Origin of the sequence: Streptomyces sp. NPDC058662 (assembly GCF_042716255.1) — a bacterium.
Lineage (GTDB): Bacteria > Actinomycetota > Actinomycetes > Streptomycetales > Streptomycetaceae > Streptomyces.
In genome coordinates this window covers 1-21,462 of the sequence record NZ_JBHXRU010000084.1, presented here as the reverse complement: position 1 = coordinate 21,462, position 21,462 = coordinate 1, and the positions used below count along the sequence as shown (strand labels likewise).

At 74.3% G+C, this 21,462-nt stretch carries 19 protein-coding genes and 1 tRNA gene; 7 read left to right on the top strand and 13 right to left on the bottom strand.

All coding sequences use genetic code 11. From position 1 onward, the window contains the following. The first annotated feature begins 253 nt into the window (after positions 1-253). The 5 genes from ACFWUQ_RS24485 to ACFWUQ_RS24465 all read left to right on the top strand — a co-directional run bounded on the left by ACFWUQ_RS24485 (position 254) and on the right by ACFWUQ_RS24465 (position 5,845). A complete protein-coding gene (locus tag ACFWUQ_RS24485; RefSeq protein WP_384541784.1) occupies positions 254-919 on the top strand; it encodes a fasciclin domain-containing protein in 666 nt (221 codons plus the stop codon). A gap of 115 nt (positions 920-1,034) precedes the next feature. Continuing rightward, positions 1,035-1,553, top strand: coding sequence for a MarR family winged helix-turn-helix transcriptional regulator (locus tag ACFWUQ_RS24480; RefSeq protein ID WP_384541757.1), 519 nt, complete (start codon positions 1,035-1,037; stop codon positions 1,551-1,553). Positions 1,554-1,732: 179 nt separating this feature from the next. Beyond that, a complete protein-coding gene (locus ACFWUQ_RS24475; protein ID WP_384541754.1) occupies positions 1,733-3,835 on the top strand; it encodes an MMPL family transporter in 2,103 nt (700 codons plus the stop codon). A gap of 217 nt (positions 3,836-4,052) precedes the next feature. Next, positions 4,053-4,574 carry a toxin-antitoxin system, toxin component gene (locus ACFWUQ_RS24470; RefSeq protein ID WP_384541751.1) on the top strand — a complete coding sequence of 174 codons (522 nt, stop codon included), beginning with the start codon at positions 4,053-4,055 and terminating at the stop codon, positions 4,572-4,574. Next, entirely contained in the window at positions 4,574-5,845 is a 1,272-nt protein-coding gene (locus ACFWUQ_RS24465; RefSeq protein WP_384541748.1) for an MAB_1171c family putative transporter, read from the top strand. The genes ACFWUQ_RS24470 and ACFWUQ_RS24465 overlap by 1 nt, the downstream gene beginning before the upstream one ends. Here the strand turns inward: ACFWUQ_RS24465 and ACFWUQ_RS24460 are convergent. The 7 genes from ACFWUQ_RS24460 to ACFWUQ_RS24430 all read right to left on the bottom strand — a co-directional run bounded on the left by ACFWUQ_RS24460 (position 5,833) and on the right by ACFWUQ_RS24430 (position 11,627). Beyond that, positions 5,833-6,918: an SPFH domain-containing protein gene (locus ACFWUQ_RS24460; RefSeq protein ID WP_384541745.1), complete on the bottom strand. Its 1,086-nt coding sequence runs from the start codon at positions 6,916-6,918 to the stop codon at positions 5,833-5,835. The genes ACFWUQ_RS24465 and ACFWUQ_RS24460 overlap by 13 nt on opposite strands. Positions 6,919-6,921: 3 nt before the next feature. Next, complete coding sequence (locus ACFWUQ_RS24455; protein ID WP_384541742.1) at positions 6,922-7,353, bottom strand: NfeD family protein; 432 nt, start codon at positions 7,351-7,353, stop codon at positions 6,922-6,924. A gap of 417 nt (positions 7,354-7,770) precedes the next feature. After that, positions 7,771-8,403 carry a hypothetical protein gene (locus tag ACFWUQ_RS24450; protein WP_384541739.1) on the bottom strand — a complete coding sequence of 211 codons (633 nt, stop codon included), beginning with the start codon at positions 8,401-8,403 and terminating at the stop codon, positions 7,771-7,773. Positions 8,404-8,737: 334 nt separating this feature from the next. Next, the gene (locus ACFWUQ_RS24445) at positions 8,738-10,045 is read right to left on the bottom strand and encodes a cation:proton antiporter (RefSeq protein ID WP_384541736.1); all 1,308 of its coding nucleotides are present in this window, start codon (positions 10,043-10,045) and stop codon (positions 8,738-8,740) included. Positions 10,046-10,293: 248 nt separating this feature from the next. Next, positions 10,294-10,821, bottom strand: a complete 528-nt coding sequence (locus ACFWUQ_RS24440; protein WP_384541733.1) for a 2'-5' RNA ligase family protein — start codon at positions 10,819-10,821, stop codon at positions 10,294-10,296. 133 nt (positions 10,822-10,954) lie between these two features. Then, positions 10,955-11,074, bottom strand: a tRNA-OTHER gene (locus ACFWUQ_RS24435). A gap of 121 nt (positions 11,075-11,195) precedes the next feature. Continuing rightward, entirely contained in the window at positions 11,196-11,627 is a 432-nt protein-coding gene (locus tag ACFWUQ_RS24430; protein WP_384541730.1) for a MerR family transcriptional regulator, read from the bottom strand. Between the two features lie 90 nt (positions 11,628-11,717). Between ACFWUQ_RS24430 and ACFWUQ_RS24425 the strand changes: the two genes are divergently transcribed. Then, positions 11,718-12,383 carry a class II aldolase/adducin family protein gene (locus ACFWUQ_RS24425; protein ID WP_384541727.1) on the top strand — a complete coding sequence of 222 codons (666 nt, stop codon included), beginning with the start codon at positions 11,718-11,720 and terminating at the stop codon, positions 12,381-12,383. Beyond that, positions 12,380-12,820 carry a carboxymuconolactone decarboxylase family protein gene (locus ACFWUQ_RS24420; RefSeq protein WP_384541724.1) on the top strand — a complete coding sequence of 147 codons (441 nt, stop codon included), beginning with the start codon at positions 12,380-12,382 and terminating at the stop codon, positions 12,818-12,820. Before ACFWUQ_RS24425 ends, ACFWUQ_RS24420 begins: the two co-directional genes overlap by 4 nt. A gap of 130 nt (positions 12,821-12,950) precedes the next feature. Here ACFWUQ_RS24420 and ACFWUQ_RS24415 read toward each other — a convergent pair whose 3' ends face one another. The 6 genes from ACFWUQ_RS24415 to ACFWUQ_RS24390 all read right to left on the bottom strand — a co-directional run. Next, positions 12,951-13,889, bottom strand: a complete 939-nt coding sequence (locus tag ACFWUQ_RS24415) for a galactokinase (RefSeq protein WP_384541721.1) — start codon at positions 13,887-13,889, stop codon at positions 12,951-12,953. Further along, the gene (locus ACFWUQ_RS24410; RefSeq protein ID WP_384541718.1) at positions 13,886-15,838 is read right to left on the bottom strand and encodes a class I SAM-dependent methyltransferase; all 1,953 of its coding nucleotides are present in this window, start codon (positions 15,836-15,838) and stop codon (positions 13,886-13,888) included. The genes ACFWUQ_RS24415 and ACFWUQ_RS24410 overlap by 4 nt, the downstream gene beginning before the upstream one ends. After that, positions 15,835-17,007, bottom strand: a complete 1,173-nt coding sequence (locus ACFWUQ_RS24405; protein WP_384541715.1) for a glycosyltransferase — start codon at positions 17,005-17,007, stop codon at positions 15,835-15,837. The genes ACFWUQ_RS24410 and ACFWUQ_RS24405 overlap by 4 nt, the downstream gene beginning before the upstream one ends. Further along, positions 17,004-17,837, bottom strand: coding sequence for an alpha/beta fold hydrolase (locus ACFWUQ_RS24400; protein ID WP_384541712.1), 834 nt, complete (start codon positions 17,835-17,837; stop codon positions 17,004-17,006). Before ACFWUQ_RS24400 ends, ACFWUQ_RS24405 begins: the two co-directional genes overlap by 4 nt. A 6-nt stretch (positions 17,838-17,843) precedes the next feature. Beyond that, complete coding sequence (locus tag ACFWUQ_RS24395; RefSeq protein WP_384541709.1) at positions 17,844-18,158, bottom strand: acyl carrier protein; 315 nt, start codon at positions 18,156-18,158, stop codon at positions 17,844-17,846. Next, on the bottom strand, positions 18,148-21,462 hold a 3,315-nt coding region (locus ACFWUQ_RS24390; protein WP_384541706.1), incomplete at its 5' end, for an acyltransferase domain-containing protein. The genes ACFWUQ_RS24390 and ACFWUQ_RS24395, both read right to left, overlap by 11 nt.

Sequence of the window (21,462 nt, the reverse complement as noted above, 5' to 3'; positions counted from 1 at the left end):
TGTGAGCGCACCCTCCCGCCGCATGGCCGACCCTGTGACCGGCCCGCGGGGCGACACGGCGTCGGGTCCGCCTCACCCGATCGAGGGACGCACCAATCCGCTGGCCGGAGCACAGCGAATAGCCGGTGTGAGCAGCTTCCGCAGGACCCGCCAGCAGGTCGGGATCCTGGCCGTCCTCCGCCTCGTCGCCACCGTGTCCGGCGTCGCGGCGGCGCGCCGCCGGCGCCCCGCACACCTCCAGGAGAAACCCCTCATGTCCCGTTCCACGTCCAGCACCCTGCGCATCCGCCGTACCGCGCTCGCCGTCGCCGCGGCCGCCGTCCTCCCGTTCTCCCTCGCCGCCTGCTCCGACGCGGGCAGCGACAGCGCGTCCGGGTCCGCCGCCGACACGAGCACGGACAGCTCCGCCTCGCAGCCGGCCGCCCCGGACGCCCCGACCGCCATGGACCAGCCGTTCGGCCCCGCGTGCGCCGGCGTCCCGGCCGACGGCGCCGGATCGTTCGACGGCATGGCGAAGGACCCGGTCGCGACCGCGGCCTCGAACAACCCGGCGCTCTCCACGCTCGTCGCGGCGGTGAAGAAGGCCGGCCTGGTCGACACCCTCAACAGCGCCGAGTACATCACCGTCTTCGCCCCCACCAACGACGCCTTCGCGAAGATCCCGAAGGCCGACCTGGACAAGGTCCTCGCCGACAAGGCCACCCTGACCAAGATCCTCACGTACCACGTCGTCGGCCAGAAGCTCACCCCGCAGCAGTTGGAGAACGGCTCCTTCGACACCCTGCAGAAGACGAAGGTGACGACCAGCGGCTCCGGCGAGTCCTACGTGGTCAACGGCACGTCGAAGGTGGTGTGCGGCAACGTGCCGACCGCCAACGCCAACGTGTACATCGTCGACACCGTCCTGATGCCCAAGTAGCGCCGCCGTCCAGGGCGCCCCGCTGCACCCGCCCGGCGGGCCGGAGTCCCCGTACAGGGGGCTCCGGCCCGCCGCGCGTCGGAGGTCGGCGAACGCCGCGCGAGGGAACGCGGGAATGCTTCTATACGCTGGCCCGGTGGCGGAAACGGGTGTGCGAGAGTCCAGCGGGGGTGTCCCGGAGCGGGACGGCGGGGTGAGCCTCCAGGCGTTCGCCGTCCAGTTGCGGCGGCTGAACGGGGAGGTCAACCGGCTCGTCCACGGCTTCGCGCACGGCCAGGGCCTGCACCCCACGGACGTGCAGGCGCTGTCCGTCATCCTGGACAGCGCCGAACCCCTCACCCCCGGACGCCTGCGCGAGCACCTCGGCCTCACCTCCGGCGCCGTCACGGCCTGCCTGGACCGGCTTGAGCGCGCCGGGCACATCACACGCGCCCGGGAGAGCGAGGACCGCCGCGTCGTCCACATCCGCTACGCGGAAGGCGGCAGGGCGGCGGCCCGCTCGTCGTTCATGCCCCTGGCCGCCGCGACCGACCGCGCCCGGCAGCGCTTCACCACCGACGAGCTCGCGGTCGCCCTTCGGTTCCTGGACGCCGTCAACGAGGAGCTCGGCGACCTGCGCGCGCCCGGGCGCTGAAACCGCGCCCGACTGCATCCTGATCGGCACTTCCCGGAGAAGACAGAGCGTGGCGCGCGCCCAGCCCGCCAGGTCTCCGGCGGTGGTGCGCGCTCCCTGATCCCCATATGTTCTAATCTCTTTCAATCATTGAGATTCTTAATCAGTGAATCAGGTCGGAACAGATCCACGGGAGCGTCATGTCCAGAGGTTCATCACGGTTCACCCGATGGCTGGCCCCCGTCGTTCTCGTCCTCGTCTGGCTGCTCATCGGCGGCGGGCTCGGTCCGTACGCCGGCAAGCTCGGCGAGGTGGCCACCAACGACCAGGCCGCCTTCCTGCCCAGGAGCGCCGAGTCCACCCGCGTCGTCGAGGCCCAGAAAGCGTTCCCGCAGGACGAGACCCTTCCCGCGGTGGTCGTGTGGACCGCGAAGGACCCGGGAGGCGCGCTCGGAGTCCAGCAGCAGGAGCATGCCGCCCGCGCGCTGGCCGGCCTCAACGGCACGGACATCGTCGCCGGACCCGCCACTCCCGCCGCGCTCTCCACCGACGGCGAGGCCCTGCAGGGGGTCGTCCAGCTCAAGCCCGACCTCGGCGAGGAACTCCCCGCGGCCCTCCAGGAGATCACCGACGCCGCGGCCCAAGTGCCGGGGACCGTCGCGCAGGTGGCCGGCCCCGCCGCCACCCAGGCCGACCTCACCGACGCGTTCGCCGGGATCGACGGACTGCTGCTCGCCGTGGCCCTGATCGCCGTCCTGCTGATCCTGCTCCTGGTGTACCGCAGCGTGCTGCTGCCCGTGGTGATCATCGTCGGCGCCGTGCTCTCCCTCGGACTCGCGTGCGCGATCGTCTACGCCCTCGCGGACCGCGGCGTCGTCCGCGTCGACGGGCAGGTCCAGGGCATCCTGTCGATCCTGGTGATCGGCGCGGCCACCGACTACGCCCTGCTCCTGACCGCGCGCTTCCGCGAGGAGCTCGAAAACAGCGACGACCGCTTCACAGCCGTCCGCGCGGCCCTGCGGCGATCGGCCGGACCCATCACGGCGAGCGCCGCCACCGTCGCCCTCGGCCTCCTGGCCCTGCTGTTCAGCGACCTCACCAACAACCGCGCCCTCGGCCCCGTGGGAGCCATCGGCATCCTGTGCGCCGTGCTGAGCACCCTCACCTTCCTCCCGGCCGTCCTGCTCCTCCTCGGCCGCACCGCCTACTGGCCCGCCAAGGTCCGCCACGCGGGGGAGAAGGGCACCGGTCACGGCATCTGGCAGACCATCGCCGACAAGGTCGACCGGGCACCGCGCCGGATCTGGGCCCTCAGCCTCGCCGCCCTCCTGGCCTGCGCCGCGTTCGCGCCGACCCTGGAGGCCAAGGGAGTCCCCCTGGACGAGATCTTCGTGAACGACGCGCCCTCCGTGGCCGCCCAGCGGGCCCTGAGCGAGCACTTCCCCGGCGGATCCGGCAACCCCGCCGTCGTGATCGCCGACGCCGACCGGCTCGCCGAGGTCAAGCAGGCCGCCGAGAGCACGGCGGGCGTCGCCGCCGCTGTCCCCGTGACCGCGGCGGGACCGGCCGGCGGAGCCCCGGTCGTCGCCGACGGACGCGTACGCCTCAACGCCACCCTCGAAGCCCCCGCCGACAGCGGCGCCGCCCAGCAGACCGTCGTCCGGCTGCGCCAGGCCGTCCACGCGGTATCGGGCGCGGACGCCCTGGTCGGCGGCTACACCGCACAGCGGTACGACACCCAGCGCACCGCCGAGCACGACCGCACCCTCATCATCCCGGTCGTTCTCGTGATCATTCTGGCCATTCTCATCGGGCTGCTGCGCTCCCTGGTGATGCCCCTGCTCCTCGTCGCCACCGTCGCCCTCAGCTTCGTCGCGACCCTCGGCGTCTCGGCCGTCGTGTTCCAGCAGTTCCTGGGGTTCAGCGGCACCGACTCCTCCGTCCCCCTGTACGGATTCGTCTTCCTGGTCGCCCTGGGCGTCGACTACAACATCTTCCTGATGTCCCGCGTACGCGAGGAGTCCCTGCTGCACGGCACCCGCCAGGGAGTGCTGCGCGGGCTGGTCGCCACCGGCGGTGTGATCACCTCCGCGGGCGTGGTCCTGGCCGCGACCTTCGCCGCGCTTGCGGTCATCCCACTGGCGTTCATGCTCCAGATTGCCTTCATCGTCGCGTTCGGGGTGCTGCTCGACACCCTCGTCGTCCGCTCCCTCCTGGTGCCGGCCCTCGTCCGCGACATCGGCCCGGCCGCGTGGTGGCCCGGCCGGCTCAGCCGCCCCCTTCCCGAGACGCCGCGCGACTGAGGGCCGGTCCCGGGCCCACCCGGGCCCGGGCCCCGACCCGCGATGATCGCCCGCTCGCATCAATGGCCGGGCGATCATCGTGGTATGAACTGACTGAGTGCCGTGCGTGCGTTCAGGGGTTCGAAGAGCTGGATGCCGGCAAGAAGAGCCGGATGCCGGCAAGGGGATGGGTCCGGGTGGGGAACACATGGGGGTCGCGGTGCGTACGTCCCGTGCGATGAGGCGGCATCGGGACGAACTGTTCGCCGGGGTGCGGCGTCCGATCGCCGGGGAGCCGCACGAGCTGCTGCGGGCGATCTGCGCCTACCTGACGGAGAGCGGCGGACGCGAAGTCCGCCTCATGCTGGAGGCGTTCCCCCCGGACACGGTGAGCGGGCTCTGGCTCGACCTGGCCGAACACGAAGTGGTCGTGGTGGAGAAGAACACCCTGCCGGTCCACCAGCTGGTGATCCTGGGGCACGAGCTGTGGCACCGCTGGGAGGCCCGGTCCGGGCAGTCGGGTGGCGCCGCGGCGGTCGGAGCCCCCGCCGCCCGCAGCACGCTCGGGGACCCGTGGGACCTCGGCGACGCCTTCGCCCACGGCGCCGCGCGCACCGACTACGACCTCGACGAGGAACGGCGCGCGGAGCGGTTCGGCCGCCTGCTCGCCGCGAAGTTCCGGCCCTTCCTGTTCGGCGCCCGCGACTGCGCGCCCCCCGACGCGCTGGTCGGCCGTATCCGGGCATCGCTGGCCGGCTGATGGTGGACGAAGGCGCCAACTACTACGTTTCCGCCGCGGTACTGGGCACGGCCCTGCTGGCGAAGGCGCCCGCCCTCCTGCGGGGATGGCGCAGCCCGACCGTCCGGACGGTGAACGCGCTGCTCCTCCTGCCCTGCGCCGGTTTCGTCCTCTCCGCCCCGCCCACGGTCACCGCGGTCAACCGGCTCACCGGCGTCAGCAACCTCTCGGCCCTCCTCGTCCACTGCCTCATGACCGCCTACGCGTGCGCCTCGCTGGTGCTGCTCGACCACTGGCGGGGGGACTCGGGGGACCGGGCCCGCACCCGTCGGCGAATACGGGGGTGGAAAGCCGCCTGCTGCCTCGTCATCGTGACCCTCGCGGGCCTCTTCGCCCTGGGCGACGTACCGGTGGAGCGTCCGCGCGACTTCGACACGTACTACGCCGCCACCCCGTTCATCGGCGCGATGCTGGTGCTCTACCTGCTCGCGTACGTCGTCGCCGGCGCCGCCACGGCCGTCATGTGCTGGAACTGGCTGCTCGACATCGGCGGGAGCACGGCGCACAGGACGAGGACGGCGACGGACGCCTCCCTGCGGGTCGGGCTGCTCGTCCTGGTGATCGCCGCCCTCGCCAACGTCGTCTTCGGGCTCTTCAAACTGACGGCCATCGCGGGCCGTTGGGCGGGCCGGGACTGGGACGTGCTCAACGCGTGCCTGTCGCCCTTCATCTCGGTCAGCGGCATGATGGTCGGCGTCGGACTCCTCGTGCCGGCCTTCGGCCCCGGGTTCATCGACCGCGTGTGGCACCCCCTGCGCGCCGTCGCCGCCCTGCGGCCGCTGTGGCGCCTGGTCCGCACCCCCGGGACCGGCCCCAGGAGCACGATGTTCCTCCCCCCGCCCTGGTACGCCGGACCCGAGCAGGTCCTCCTCTACCGGATGACCACCATCCACGACTGGATGCTCGGACTGTGCGGCCACTGCTCGGACGCGGTACGCGAGCAGGCCCACCGGCACGCCGAGCGGAGCGGGGCCGCGCGGCGCGAAGCCGCCGCGGCCGGGCTCGCCGCGATGTTCCGGGCGGCGGCGGAGGCGCGCACGGGCGGGTCGCCGCCCGCCGCGGAGCGCAGCGCCCGCGCCGTGGCCGCCGTACGCGCGGCGGAGGCGGAGGACCGGGAGCTGCTGGTCTCGATCTCCCGGGCCCTGACAGCCGCTGACGCGCGGGCTGACACACCGGTTGACGCGCGGATTGAGGCGACGACGCAGGCCGGCGGCGCCCCTCAGCCCGGCTGACCGGCGGGCGGCGGTTCCGGCCGGGCGGGGGGCGCCGCGGCGGGGAAGCCGGCGAAAGGGGCCCCGGCGGCGGTGGCGTCGGCTTCCGCTGCGTCGGCGAGCGCCTCCGCAGCGGCTTCCGCCGCCTTCGCCGCGTCATTGGCGGCCTGCACGGCCGGACCGTCCGAGGAGGCCGCGCGGGTCGCCGTCGACTGGGGGAGTACCTCGGAGAAGGCGCGCGTGACGTTCTGCAGGGCGGAGGTGACCTCGCCGGGTATCACCCAGAAGGTGCTGCCCGGTCCCTGCGCGAGCTGCGGGAGCATCTGGAGGTACTGGTACGCGAGCAGTTTGGGGTCGGGGTCGTTGCGGTGGACGGCCTGGAACACCTCGTCGATGGCTCGCGACTGGCCCTCGGCCCGCAGGATCTCGGCCGTCCGGTTGCCCTCGGCGCGCAGCACGGCGGACTGCTTGTCGCCTTCCGCGGTGAGGATCTGCGACTGGCGCTGCCCCTCCGCCCCCAGGATGGCGGCCCGCTTGTCCCGCTCGGCCCGCATCTGCTTCTCCATCGCGTCCTTGATCGACTGCGGCGGGTCGATGGCCTTGATCTCCACCCGGTTGACCCTGAGCCCCCATTTGCCGGTGGCCTCGTCGAGGACGCCGCGGAGCTGGTTGTTGATGGTGTCGCGCGAGGTCAGGGTCTTCTCCAGGTCCATGGACCCCACGACATTGCGCAGGGTGGTGACGGTCAGCTGCTCCACCCCCTGGAGGAAGTCGGCGATCTCGTAGGCGGCGGCGCGCGGGTCGGTGACCTGGAAGTACAGGACGGTGTCGATCTCGACGACCAGGTTGTCCTCCGTGATGACCGGCTGCGGTTTGAAGGAGACGACCTGCTCGCGCAGGTCGATCACCGGGTACACGTGGTCGATGTACGGGATGACGACGTTGAGTCCGGGTTTCAGGGTGCGGTGGTAGCGGCCGAGCCGTTCGACGTTGCGGGCGCGGGCCTGGGGCACGATGCGTACCGCGCGCACCACCGTGAACACGGCGAAGACCGCGACGAGCAGGCCGGCGATGAGGAACGCCGATGCTTCCATGGTTCACTCCCGGGGGTAGACGAGCGCCGTGGTGCCCTTGATCTCGATGACGTCCACGGTGGTGCCGGGAGGGATCACCAGCGTCTCGTCGTAGGCGCAGGCCGTCCACTCCTCACCGCCGATACGGACCCTGCCTCCCAGCGCCGTCACCTCGGCGGTGACGTACGCGGCTCCGCCGACCAGGGCGTCCACGCCGAAACGCGCCCGCTGCGGCGGGCTCAGGCTGCGCAGGGCGACCGGACGCACGACCACCACGCCCAGCGTGGCCAGGAGCGCGAACACCAGGAACTGCCAGGGGAGCGGGAGGCCGATCGCCGCGAACGCGGCGGTGACCAGCGCGGCGCCCCCGAGCAACCCGAGCGCTGCGGTGAAGGTGAAGATCTCCGCCGCGCCCAGGAGGAGCGCGGCGATCAGCCAGAGCAGCCAGGGATCCATGGGAGACGCCTCCGGACGCGAGGGGGAGGTCGCGGCGCATGTCAGTTTTGCAACATTTTACCCATTTGGTGCCCGCTGAACCGGCCTGGCAGCAGCCAGGCGCTGCCGATGTCCGGGCTCCGGCTCGCGTCTCGGGTGGCCACGCTCCGGGGAGGCGCCCGGCGCTCGATGTCGAGGAGGAGGGCGGCCGCGGTGCCCTGAACGCCGCCCGGGAACGCTGGGCTCGCCTCAGGCGCGGGCACCGGACTCCCCACCTCACCCCTCGCCACCTGGGTCGGCCTCGGTACCGCGCTTGCTCTCCTCGCAGACCGGCGCGGCCGACGCCCCGCCACCCACCGCTCCGAACCGGCTCCCGTCTGAGCCTGCGGCCCTCCTGCCCCTCGCGTGCGGCTCCCCCTCACCCGGTGCCCGCCCCCCTCAGGGGCAGGACTCCCCGGTCTTGACCACGGTGAAGGAGACAGGCTGACCGGTCAGTGCCGCCCCCGGCTTCGGATCCTGGCTGCACACCGTCCAGTTCGACTCCTGGAGCACCATGCGGCCCTGCGGGGAGGCGTCCTTGACGGTGACGGACGCGTTCGAGGGGAGCGCGCCACGGACTGCCTTCATGCCCTGGCCGACGAGGTCGGGCATGGTGTCGCCGACGGGCTCGGGCCCGGTGGAGTCGGTGGCGGGGCAGGACTCTTCCAGCTTGACCGTACCGAAATCGATGCGGGTGCCGGTGTCGACGCCCGGGCCGGCGGCCGGGGTCTGACTGCACACCTTCCAGGCGCGGTCCAGGACCTGGTTGCGGTCGCGGCCGAGGCTGTCGTGCGAGGTGAGGAGTACGAAGCCGGCCGCTTGTGCCTCGTCCTGGGCGGCCTGCAGGCCCTTGCCGACGAAGTCGGGGAGGGCGGCGGTCTTCGTGGCCGGCGTCGCGGAGGCCGGGGCGGTGGGGGCGGCGGGCTCGGGGCTGGTGCCGCCGGCCGGGCCCGCCGTTTCCGGACCGCACGCGGTGAGGGCGAGGATCGCGGCGGTCGCGGCGAGCAGGGTGATGCCGTGGTGTGTGCGCATCAGGCCATCCTGGCCACCGGGCGGGGGGCGCGCGGGCGAAGTGACACACCCGTGACGCACGAAAGCCCCCGTGGTAGCAGCACTTCGCCGCCCGTTCCGCCCGTTCCGCCCTCCGCGCGCGCCAAAGGTGCCCCGGCCCGAGCCCCGCCTCGCCGTCGGTGAGGTCATGAACCGCTGCAACGTGGCGCCGCGGCAGCAGCACCAGCCAACCGGGCACCGCGGTATTGAGGCGGGCGCCACCCGCCAGTGCTGGGCGTGAGTGAGCGTGAGGGCGCCGCGGGCACACGGGCACACGGGCACACGGGCACGCGGGGCACGCGGGGAGGGCGGGACGTCAGGGGCCGGGCTCGTCCAGTGCGCCCCGCCTGCGGGGCGGCGCCGCTACCGCTGGATCGCCCTCGCGCAACCGCGCCGTGGCGGACGCCGCCTGGTGCCAGGCGCCGTAGCGGTCGGCGAACGAGAGCGCGGACAGGCCGTGCAGGACGATGCTGAGTCCCACGGTGACCGCGACCACGTGTCCCAGCAGTACGACGCCGGGGACGTGTTCCTCGACCACCAGGAGACCGAAGACGATCGACGCGAGCCCGCGCGGACCGAACCAGCCGATGTACAGGACCGTGGGCGGTCGCAACCCGCTTCGCGCCAGGGACAACGCCACCGGCAGCATTCTGACCACGGTGAGGCTGAGTACCGCGTACAGCACGATGCGCCAGCTCAGATGCTGCAGCGCCGGGCCGAGGAGCACCGCGCCGAACACCAGGAAACTCGCCGCCGCCAGCAGTTCGCCGCACTTCTCGACGAAGTCGGCGGCCTCGTGGACGGGAGGTCCCTGCGGAGACGGCGTGCTGCGGCGCAGGGCCAGCGCGAACGCGAAACCCGCCACCCACGCGGCGATGAAGCCGCTGCCGTCCCAGGCCACCGTCGCCATATAGGCGCCGAGGGCGACCGCGAGGACGAAGACCTGCGACCAACCCGGCGTCGCCCACCCCGCCGTGCGCGACCGCGCCAGCAGCCATCCGCCGCACCAGCCGACCACGAAGCCCACGGCGGTACTGAGGACCAGCGCACGCCAGAAGACACCGGACACGCCCTCCTGCGACGCCGTCGTCCCCGGCAACGCGGCCAGGAACAGCACAAAGAACGGAAGTACCATGCCGTCGTTCAGGCCGCTCTCGATGTTGAGCCCGTTGCGTACCAGGGCGGGGACGCGCGGACTGGTGATGGCGATCTTCCCCAGCGCGGCATCGGTGGGGGCCAGGATCGCGCCCACCAGCGCGAGTTCCCACATCGTCAGGCCCGGCAGCAACGGCCAGGCCAGCAACCAGCCCGCGCCCACCGTCAGCACCAGCCCGAAACCCAGCAGGCGGCCCGGGATGAACCCGCCCACGCGCAGGTCGTGGCGGCGGACCGCCATCGCGTCGGTGAACAGCACCAACGTCAGCGCGGCCTCGACCAGCGTCAGGACGATGCCCGCGTCGTGCGTCAGATCGAGCAGGTCAAGCCCCACCGGCCCGATGAGGATCCCGAAGCCGGTGAAGACCATCGCGGAGGTGACCGGCGTCGAGGCGAGCCGACGGGAGCACAGCGCGTAACCGCCGGTGATCGCCGCCACCGCCGCGCCCGCCCACACGGCGCCGCTCACCGCCACACCCCCGCACCGCTCGAAGCGCGACCTGAGCCCGGAGAGGATTTGCAGCGTCCCGTGCGTGTGCGATCAGCCGACATTCTCCACCAATCGAAGTAAACACCTCGCCACCCTCATTCTCGCGGGCCCCCGACCTTCGCCGGGGACCGACACGAAAGCGCCGGGCGCCGCGCTTCCCACCCGGGCCGTCAACAAGGGGCGCCGCCCCGGGCGCCCGGAGAACGGGAGGGTTCGGCGGGCGGCGTCTACTGTTCGGTCGGGCCGCCGAGGGGCACGGTGAGACGTGGCCGCCAGCCGTCCTTCGTCAGCACCACCAGCTGGACCGCCGCCGCACGGGTGCGTAGAGGCAGCAGGCTGCCGATGGCGGCGCGGACATCGGCGGCGGATGCCGGATCGTCCGCACCCATGGCGACCGTGACATGGGCGACGGGCCGCGTTCCGAAGCGGCCGCTGTACGGGCGCACGTCGGGCCACCGGGCGTGGAACGCGTCGACGAGCGGTTGGAGTTCCGGAACGGCGACGCCGATGAAACCGGACGCCGTCACGAGCTCCTTCAAGAGCACATCAGCTGCCGGAGAACTCGCCGCCAGCGAACGCACGCTCTCCTCGTCCTCACCTGTCAGCGCCGGTTCCGGTACGAACGGGTAGAGGAGCGAGACGTGCGCGGGGACCCCAGGGCGCACCAGAGCCGGGTCGATACGCCATGCCGAGTCGAGAAGCGGGGCAGCATCGGGCAGAACGATGACGACGGCGGTGGTCCCTGGCTCTGGCACTCCGTCATCATCGCAGGTCAGGTCAGGTCAGGTCAGGTCAGGTCAGGTTCGGTCCTGTGCGGGATCGGCGCCGTCGCGACGACGGCAGGCCGGGCGACTCCGTGGGCTCGACCGTGACCAGGGCGGGCGGTTGCGGTGCCGACGGGATTTGAACCCGCGAGACAGCTGGAGGCAGGCCCGCCCCGTCCCCGTCAGTCGACGCGGGAAGGGCCTCTCCCACGTCGATCGCATTGGACCGCTCTGCCACGGCACCGCAACCTGCGGGGCCGCGCGCGGCCCCGTTCCGGTTCAGGGTAGGGACTGCACCCGTCGTGAGAAAGCGGAATTCGGGGGGATGTACCGTCCCGGTCCCCACAACCCGCCTGCGGCGCCGTTCACGGCGCCGGACGCGGGGTCTGCCACGACGCCATCTGCTGCCGGAACTTCGGGCATCCGACGATGTCCTCCTCGCTGCAGCTGAGGGCGTGGGTCAGGAGCTGGTGGGCGTGGTCCAGGTCGAGCATGCGCTGCTGGATCTCGGTGATCTTGGCGCGGATCACGGCCTCCCTGTGCGGCTGCTCCCGCTGGAACTCCCTGATCTCGGCCAGGCTCAGCCCGGCCTGCTGGCACTTGCGCAGGACCGTGATCCGCTCGGCGGCCTCGGGCGGGTAGCGCCGCTGCCCGCTTTCACGTTCCGGCGCCGGCAGCAGGCCGTGGCGCTCCCAGTACCGGATGGCCGAAGCGGGCACTTCGGTGATCTCGGCGAGTCGGCCGATCGTCATGCGCACGTTCCGCTCCTCCTTCTCCACGTCCGTCCATCCGGACATTTGACTTGAACCTTAGTTCAAGTTGCAGAGTGGTCGGCACGTGGACAGCGGCGAACGGAAGCTGCTGGCAGGACACTTGGAGACACCGCGATGAGTGACGAGTACGTACGCAATGAGCGGGCCGACCAGCTGGTGGAAGCCGCGGAGATGCTCTTCGCGTCCGGGGTGATGTCCCACTCCGGGCATGCCAACCTGAGCGCCAGGCTCGACGGTGAGCGCCTTCTGCTGACGCCGGGGTTCGTCCGCGGCCTGCGGCCCGGCCAGCTGGCGACCGTCGGGTTCGACGGGCAGGTCCTCGAAGGCGAGCTGCAGTCCGTCAGCGCGGAGATCATCGCCATGCACAGCGCCGTGTACGGAGCCCGCCCCGACGTGGGCGCGGTCATCCACACCCACTCGCCCTCGGCGACCGCCTTCGCCGTGGCCCACCGGCCGCTGCCCTGCCGCACCGAGCCGATGCTGCGCTTCGGACAGGCCGAGGACGTCCCCGTGGTGCCCTGGGGGCCTCGCGGATCGGATGTATCGGTGCGCGGTGTCGCCGACGTGCTGCGGCGGCGCCCGACGACGGCCGCCGTCCTGCTGGCCAATCACGGCCTGCTGGCGTTCGGCCCGGACGCGGCTGCCACCGCCCGCCTCGTGGTGGCGATCGAGGAGAGCGCCGAAGCCGAGATCGCCGCCGCGGCGATCGGCGGTGCCGTGGACTTCCCGCCGGGGGCCCAGGAGGCCGTGCGCACCGCGATGGCACGGGCCGCGTCATGACGGACGACACGCTCGCCTCCCGTACGGAGGCCGTACGCGACCGTTACCGCTCCACCCTCGGAACCGTTCCCGGCGGAGTGCAGGAGCGGCTGCGCCTGGCCCGGGAGTTCGGCCGGCTGCCGACCGAGGAGGCGATCGCGGCACTGCGGCACATCGTGCTGACCGACAGTCCGCTGGGACCGCGGGTGCAGCAGCTCGTCCACTTCGGGCAGTTGTTGGCCCTCGGCCGGGCCCACCCCGCCCGTATCCATGCCCAGGGCGCACTCCATGCCGGAGCCGGCATCGCCGACCTCATCGGGGTCGCCGAGACCGCGCTCATCACCGCGGGCGTACCGGCGTACGCACTCGGCACCGAGGTCATCGCCGAACTCCTGCCGCACGCGGACGAGGGCAAGGAGCGACCGGCCCACCGTGCGGCCGGCCCGGTCCGACTCTGAGCCGGCCGGTGAGCCTCGCAGGCCCCCGACCCGCGCCCTTCTGCCCGAGGCCGAGGCAGCGGAGACGGCCTCGTTCGGCACGGAGTCGACCGACGTGCGGGCGGGGTCGTCCGACGTGCGGCGGAGCCGGTCAGTCCTCGCGGCGGGCCGCGCCGGCGACGGTGATGTTCACGAAGCGCGGCGCGGGTCGCCCCCGGTCGCGGAACTCCGCCGTGACCGTCGCGCGCACGGCCGCCGACCGGTCCCGGGGCAGCAGCACCAGGATGCTGCGGCCCGGCCGTCCGCCGGGGGGCCAGGCGCGGAGCGCGCCCGCCCGGCGGACGCATTCCGCGGCCAGGGCCAGACCGTCCCCGCGGTCCTCCGGGGAGCCCCGCACCGCCAGGAGCACCAGGCGCGTCCCCGAGGAGGGCGGGTCGAAGGGCGTGCTCCGGCGCGCTCCGCCCTGACCGGCGTACAGGGCGGTAGCGGGCCGGGCGAAGAGCACGGCGGTGCGCAGGGCCGCGTCGTCCCGCGGCGCCACCTCCCGCAGCAGCGCGGCGAGCCACTCCCGCGCGGGACGCTCCCCGCCGGCCGGGGTGTGGACGTCGGACACGGCGAGCGCGACGGCGCAGTCCAGCGGTTCCTGGAGGCGCAGGCCGGCGGCCTCGGTCAGCGCCCCCTGCACGTGCAGGTCCGTGCCGGCGCGGCCGTACCCGGCCCGGGCGAGGGCCCGCAGCAGGGCGTACGGGCGTGCCGCCCAGCCGGGGGTGTCCGGGTAGCGGCCGGTCAGCGGCAGGTCGCAGCTCTGCGCGGGATGGCTGAGCGAGCTCAGCCGCACCAGGCCGTCCGCGCGGGGGGCCGCGGCGGCCGCCACCGGCCAGCCGGCCGCGGCCACCAGACCCGGCGAGTCGAGGTGGAAGGCGTGCGGGGCGCTCCACACCGCGGCCGGGGTCCGGCCGTGCGCCGTCTCCAGCGCGTGGGCCACCAGCCGGAACAGCGGGTCGGCGGTGGCCCGGTGGGACAGCGGGGGCACGCGGTCCGCATCCGCCCGCGGGGCCACGCCGTCCGCATCCGCCCGCGTGGAGTTCACCGCGACTCCTTGCGGGCCAGCAGCCGGTACGCGTTGCCGCTGTCCGTGCCGCGGGCCACGGCGCCCCGCACGGCGTCCAGCCCGGCCGCCGCCACCAGGCACGGCACCGCGGCCGCCCGTACCACTTTCCGCACGGCGCGCCGGCCGGGCCGGGCGAGGGCGGGGTCCGCCCACGGGTTGTCCGGGTCCGGGGCCAGCCGGTTGGTGAGGAGGGCCGTTGCGCCCACGAAGTCGTTGTTCTGATGGGCCGTACCGTGCTCCTCGGCCAGTACGGTGAAGCCGCGCTCGGCCAGCGCCGTGCGGAGGTTGCCCGCCGGGATCAGGTGCTGGTGCTGCGGCTGGAACCACGGCAGCCAGTGCGGGCCCAGCAGGCGGGCCATCCGCGACCGCGGATCGGGCAGTTCGATCAGCAGGTGGCCGCCGGGTGCCAGGACGCGTGCGGCCGCGTCCAGTTCGGCGAACGGGTCGCGGGTGTGCTCCAGGTAGTGGTACATGCTGACGGCCTCGTACTGGCCGGCCAGCTTGTCGGCGAGGTCGGGGAACTGGCCCTGGTAGCCAATGGTGACCCAGCCCCGCCGCTCCGCGTCCCGGATACCGCTGCCCATGTCGAGGCCGTCGAAGCGGGTGTCCGGCCACACGTCACGCGCGACGTTGCAGAAGTGCCCGTGGCCGGTGCCGACATCCAGCCAGGTGGCCGGGCGGGCGTACGGGGCGAGCATCGCGGCCCGCGCCCGGTAATGGGCCCCGAGCCGGCCGAAGACCACCCCGACGCCCTCGCCGCCGCGCCCGTCGTAGAAGTCGCGGTAGTAGAAGTCCAGCCCCTCCACCGTCAGCCGGGGGTTCTGGAACACATGCGCGCAGGACGCGCACCGCTCCAGCGTGAAGCGTCCCGGCTTGCGCTGCAGCAGGTCCGGCATCCGGACCAGCACCTCCAGCCGCGGCGAGCCGCACCACGGGCAGTCGGGACGCCTGGGTTCGAAGAACCGGTCGGTACCGTCCGCGAGAGCGGCGGCGTACCAGGCCCCGTCCCCCTGCGCCCCGTCCCCCTGCGCCCCGTCCCCCCGGGCTCCGTCCTCCCACACGCCGTCCTTACGAGTCCCGTCGCTCCCTTGCGAGCGGGATCCGGCGGCCGTGCGCAACGCGGCACGCAGCGAGCGCAGCGGCCGGACCGCGCTCGCCCCCGCCAGGTCCGCGGGGCGCAGCGGTCCGCCGGTGCCCAGCACCAGCACGGGCTGCAGCCAGTACAGCCCGGCCGCGGCCGCACCCCAGCGGCCGCCCCGCACGGCCGCCCCCGCCAGCAGCGCGAGACCGGCCAGCTGGAGCGCCGACAGCAGCGCCGGCGGAAGACCCTGCGCCCGCAGCCCGGCGGCACGGCCTCCCGGACCGGCGGGCACCGCGCGGGCGCTGAGGCCGGGGGCGACGGCCAGATCCGTCGAGGCGGTGGCGTACTCCTTCAAACGGCGTCCGAGCGCGAGGAGTTCCACCCGGTCCCAGGACCGGTCCGGATCGACCCCGGCCCGCTCCAGGACGTCCTCGCCGACGAGCACGGCGTACCCCGCGCCGCGCCCCTGGGCGAGCCTGTCCCGGCGGTACCGGGCCGGGTCTACCAGCCGCAGGAGACCGAGGGCCTCCTCCGCGGCCAGGTCCGCCGGCAGCAGCTCCAGCACGTCCAGGCCCTCCCGCTCGGCGTGGGCGCGGGCCGCCGCGAGGACTCCCGCGTCCGCCGCCACGCCCCGCGCGGTGAGCAGCCGCCGACGCGGCCCGGCGGCGTACTCCCCGCCGGCAGACGCCGCCACGCCAGACTCCGCCACGGCGGGCTCCCCACCGGGGAGCAGCCCGCGTAGTTCAGGCAGCGCGGGCAGTACGGGCAGTGCGCGCAGGCGGTGGCGCGCCCGTACCGTCCCCGCGCCGAGGGCCACGGTGATCGCGAGGGAAAGCCGAGGACTCATGACAGCTTCTCCAACCTGTCGGCCGCGGTGGCGGCGCCACCCGCGGCGGCGAAGGACGCCTGGATGCGCCGGGCCGCACGACGGTGCGGGCCGAAGTCCTCCAGTACGGCGGTGAGCGCGTCGTGCAGATCGGCCGGCCGGGCCCGGCCGAAACGCACCCGGACCCCGGCCCCGGCGTCGACCACCTGCCGCGCGACGACCGGCTGGTCGTCCCGGATCGGGGCCACGACCAGCGGCAGGCCGTGGGCGAGCGCCTCGCACACCGTGTTGTGGCCGCCGTGGCAGACGACGGCGTCCAGGTGGGGCAGCAGCCGCAGTTGCGGCACCGCCTCCCGGAGCAGGGCGTGCGCGGGAAATCGGTCGGCCAGGTGCGGGGGCGCGGCCACGATCAGCTGCACCCGGTCCGCGAGCCGTTCCCCGGCCGCCAGGGCGGCGGCGTAGAACCGCGAACCCGCCTCCTGGTTCAGCGTGCCGAGAGAGACCAGCACGCGCCGGCGGTCCGGGTCGAGCCGCTGCCAGGGGAAGTCCGCACCCGCGGGGCGGGCGCCGAGAGCGGGCCCCACGCAGGCGTAGTGGCCGGGGAGGGGGTCGGCTCCGCCGATCAGCTCCGGCGTGGAGAAGACCAGCACGAGCCGGTCGGAGAACCGCGGATCCCAGCCGGGCGGCGCCCCGCACTCGGCCAGCAGCCCGGCCAGCTGGTCGGCCACCCACGCGCCCACCTTGGGGAACCCGGCGAACGGCCGCGTGAACTCGGCCGAGGTACTCGCCGAGGTGGCCCAGGGGACGCCGAGCCGGCGCGCGACCACGGCTCCCGCCATCGCCTGCTGGTCGGCGACCACCACGTCCGGGGCGAAGGCCGCGACGGCCCGCTCGACCCCGGGCACCATCGCACGGGCCAGCGGCACCAGCGCCTCCGCCCACAGGAACCGCAGCGCAGCGACACCCCGCAGGTCCCGCCACCGCCCGTGCAGCGCGGCGTACCCGGCGGACTCCGCGCCGGCGGCGTCCCCGGCGGGGAACAGCCGGGCGTGGGCGGGAAGCAGCGCGGACAGTACCTCGGCCGGACCGGTCCAGGCCATCTCGTGTCCGCGGGCGGCCAGTTCGGCGGCGACGGCCACCGTCGGGTTGACGTGGCCCGCCAATGGCGGGACGACGAACAGGAACCTCATACGATCAGTGCTCCCGTCGCGGCCCGGCGGACGGCCGCCGCGTGCGCCAGTACGGCGCCCAGCAGCACACCACCGGTGTCCTTGAGCACGTCGTGCCCCAGCCCGGGCAGGATCCGCAGTGCGCTGCGCGGCGCGTGCCGGGCCAGTTCCGCGGCGCCCGCGACCAGTTCGGAGTGCTCCCCGCAGACGACCAGGACCGGGCAGCCGAGCCCGGCGTAGTCGGCGGGGGTGAAGGTGCGGCCGGCCGCGATGTCGTCGATCAGGGTGGTCCCGTTCAACAGCGCGTCGGCGACGGCTGTCAGCTTCGCCTGCTTGCGCAGCCGCAGCGAGAGCAGTTCGGCAGGGACCTGGCTGTCCTCCAGGCTGAGCGCGGCGACGGACAGCGTGTCGAGCATGTTCTCCACCCAGGGGCCGCTGAGCGGTGGTTCGAGCAGGGTCAGGCCCGCGACGAGACCGGGCCGGGCGAGGGCGGTGTGCAGGGCGAGCGTGCCGCCGTAGCTGTTGCCGACGAGGTGCACGGGGCGGCCGTCCAGCCCGAGCACGGAGAGCAGTGCGAGCAGGTCCCGGACGGCGCCGAGATGGTCGTACCCGGAGGCCGGGCGTTCGCTGAGGCCGTGGCCGCGCAGGTCGTAGAGGACCACCTCGTGCCCGGCCCGGGCCAGCGGCAGGGCCAGCGGGCAGTAGAAGCTGGAGAGGTTGTCGACGACCAGGCCGTGCAGGAAGACGACCGGGACGTCCCGGCCGCCCGCGGCGGTACCGGACGGGGGGACGTCGGCCGCGGGCAGCCGCTGGACGTGGAAGCGCAGCCCGTTGGCGAGGATCTCGGCCATGGCGGATCAGGCTGTCGTGACCGGGCGGACCGGCAGCGCGTCGAGCGCGCCGTGAGCCGTCCTCGCGATGTGGTCGACGAGCTCGCCGACCGACATGGCCAGGATCGCCTCCATGTCCTTCTCCGCGAGGAAGCCCATCAGGTCGACCCCGGATCCGTAGCGCTCGTGCAGCAGCTCCGCGAGGGCGACGAACTCGATGCTCTCCAGCGCCAGGTCCTCGTTGAACGTGGTCTTCGGGGTGACCTCGTCGGCGAGGAGGAACTCGTCGCCGACGACGCGGACGAGCATGCCGGTGATCTCGGCGAGGATGTCAGATTCCATGGCTGGTCTCCGTGGGGGTCGGAAGGACTGCGGGGGCGGGGCGCGAGGCGCGGGGGCGGCCCTCGGCCGGAGCGGTGGAAGCGGCCGGAGCGGCAGACACGGCTGAAGCGGCCGTGGCGGTGGCGGTGGTGGTGGCCGTGGGGACGGCGGTGGCGCTGGTGGGGACGGTCCAGGCGACGAGATGACCCGCGTGCGTCGCCGTGCCCACGCGGTGGACACGTCCGGCGGGGGAGACGACCCGCAGCCCGCCCGCGGGGTCCTCGCTCACCCGCCACCGCAGGGGCCGCCCCCCGAGGCCCGTACCCTCGGCCTTCGCGGCGGCCTCCTTGGCGCACCACAGGAGGGTGACGGCCGACGCGAGACCGGACCCGTCCCCGGCCGCGAGTCGCTCCGCGAGGCCGTGCTCGTCCGCGGTGAGCGCGACGCGGAGCAGAGCGCCCGGGTCCTCGGCCACCGGCTCGACGTCGATGCCGACGGGGGCGCCGGGGTGCGCGAGGGCGACGGCGATCCGGTCCTTGTGCGCCAGGGTCAGGTGCAGTCCGGCGGCCGCACCGCCGGGCACCGGGCGGCCCGCCGCGTCGTTGCCGACCGTGACCTCGGCCGGGAACACCGGCCCGGCGCCCCGGTCCCACAGCAGCTGCCGCAGCGCGTCCTTCGCCGCGATCCGGCCCAGCAGCCAGGGCCCGCGGGCGCGGGGTGCGAGTTGCTCGTACACGGCGCGCTCGGCGGCGCCGAGGTAGCGGCGCATGACCAGCTCCCGCGAGGCGGGGTCGCTCCAGCGGCGGGCGGCCGCGCACCAGCCGCCGGGCTGCGGTTCGCCGATCCCGGACACCTCCGGGGTGAACTTCATCGGCCACACCCGCTCATCGGCGGCGAACCGTCGGTACGTCCAGTCCTCCAGCCGCGCCCACACCGCGCCGCCGGGGGTGCGGAGCTCCACGTCCCCGCGTACGGAGGTCGGCCCCACCTCGCGGATCCGGGCGGTGGCCGCCAGCAGCGTCCCCGGCGCGGGCGGGGGGCCGTGGAGCCGGACCCGCGCGAGGACGGCGGGGAACACGAGTTTGTCGCCGTCCAGGCGCAGTTGCATCCAGTGTCCGAGGAGCTGCCCGGCGGCGTCGAGCAGGGCGCCCGGCGCGGGCAGCGCCCGGAGCACCCCGCGGATGCCGTCGTCCCCGACGGCGGTGACCTCGTGGACTCCGGCGAACCGGGGGCCGTGGAACATCCAGCGGTCCCGGTAGAGCGCCTCGGCGGAGACCGGCGCGACGCGTTCGCCCGTCAGCGGCGACGGATCGGGCGCGGACGGCGGGCCGTGGCCGGACCCGAGGAGGACGGTGACGGAAGCACAGTCGCCGATGGCCACCCGGACGCGGCCGTCACCCTCCGGGCGGGTGGTGAACTCGACATCGACGGCGGGCGCCACGGGCAGCCAGCGCAGGGCGCGCATGTCCTCGAAGCCGGTGACGACCCGTCCCGGCCGGACGGCGAGGGCGGCCTCGGCGGCCAGCTCCAGCATGGTGGTCATGGGGACGACGGGGAAGCGGTCGGACTCCTCCGGCCAGCCGTCGGGCTGGAGGTAGACGCAGTGGTCGCGGACGGAGGGGAGGGTGTCGAGGGAGAGCCGCCGGGTCCGCTTCCGCGGCGGCCCGGCAGCGGGCGCGGCGGCCGCCGGGACCGGAGGCGGGGCCGGGGCCGGGGGTGTTGTCTGGGCCGGGGGTGTTGTCTGGGCCGGGACCGGCACCGGAACCGGCGGCGGGGCCGGGGCCGGGGCCGGGGCCGGGGTCTGGGTCTGGGCCGGCACCGGCGCCGGGGCCTGGGCCTTCGGCCTGGCCTGGGCCGGGGTCGGATGCGGTGCCGCGGGCGTCGGCGCTGCCACCACCGGGTCCGGGGGCGCGGCGGTCAGGGCCGCGGTGACGGCGCGCGCGGCGTCCTCGGTCGCGTCGAGGACGGCGTCCAGGGCCGACAGCAGGACCGGCCGGTCCGCGGCGGCGGCCGGGCGTCCCGACCCGGTGCGCGGCGCGGCTTCCCGCAGGGTGCCCGCGGCGCCGTTCAGGCGCACCAGCGGGGAACCCAGGTCGAGCCGGACCGGGTGCCCGGCGCGCGGCGGCGCCGACCGGTCGGCGAGCCGGTCCCAGCGGGGCTGCAGTCCCTCCGTCCACAAGGCCGCGGCCATGTGGCGCACGGCGTCCGGCCCGGACAGGCGCGGGGTGGAGGCGGCGACCGCGAGGTGCTCCGTCCCGCGCAGCGTGTCCTGCACGAAGCCGGTCAGGCCGCCCGGCCCGGCCGACACGAACGCCCGTACGCCCGCCTCGTGCAGCCGCAGGGTCAAGGAGCGGAAGTCCACCGGTTCCAGCAGGTGCCGGATCACGAGCTCGCGGATCTCCCGCGGCCCGGAGGGGTACGGGGCGGCCGTGGTGGCCGACCAGACCGGAACCTCGGCCGTCCGCAGCGGCAGCCGCGCGAACGCGTCCCGTACCTGGCCGAGGTACGGCTCCCACATGGGCGTGTGGAAACCCGACCGGAACGGCAACTCCTGGCCCAGCACTCCCTCGCCGGCCAGTCGGCCCAGTACCTCCGTGATCCGTTCCGGGGGACCGCACACCACCGACTGGTGCGGGCAGTTGTCGTGGCTGACGGCCACCCCCTCCACACCGTGCAGGGCTGCCGCCGCCTGCCGGGCGCCGCAGCCGAGGGCCGCGTACACGAGGTCCGGTACGGCGAGCGAGCCCGGCCGCAGGGAGCTGAGGAAGGTGTCGACGGCGTCCCGCGGGTACATTCCGGCGACCACCATGGCGGCCCACTCGCCGAGGCTGTGCCCCGCCACCAGGTCCGGACGGATGTCCAGTTCGGCCAGGACCCGGGCGAAGAAGCGGCCGGTGGCAAGGGCGTCGAGGGCGCGTTCGACGAGCTCCCCGCCGCCGGACAGCGCGGGGGCCGCCAGGCTCAGGCGAGCGGCCACCTCCTCCAGGGCGGGTGCGAAATCCGGCTCCAGGCCCGGGAAGAGCAGGGCGAGCCGACCGCCGGGCTCGGCGGCGTACGGGCCGAGCAGCGGCCGCGGAGTGAACCACACCCCGCCCCGGCCGCGCCAAGGGCGGCCGCGCGCGAGGACCTTCGCCGCCAGCGCCCGGCGCTCCGGGGTCGGCCCGGCGATCGCCAGCCGGTACGGGCCACCGTGCGCGGCGGCGGCGTCGTCGCTGGCGGAGGAGGCGGAGGAGGCCGGCGCCGCGGGCGAGGCCAGCAGGCGGGCCAGCTCCCCAGAGGTCTCGGCCGCGAGGAGGAGGACGGACACGGGAGCGGTGGACCCGCC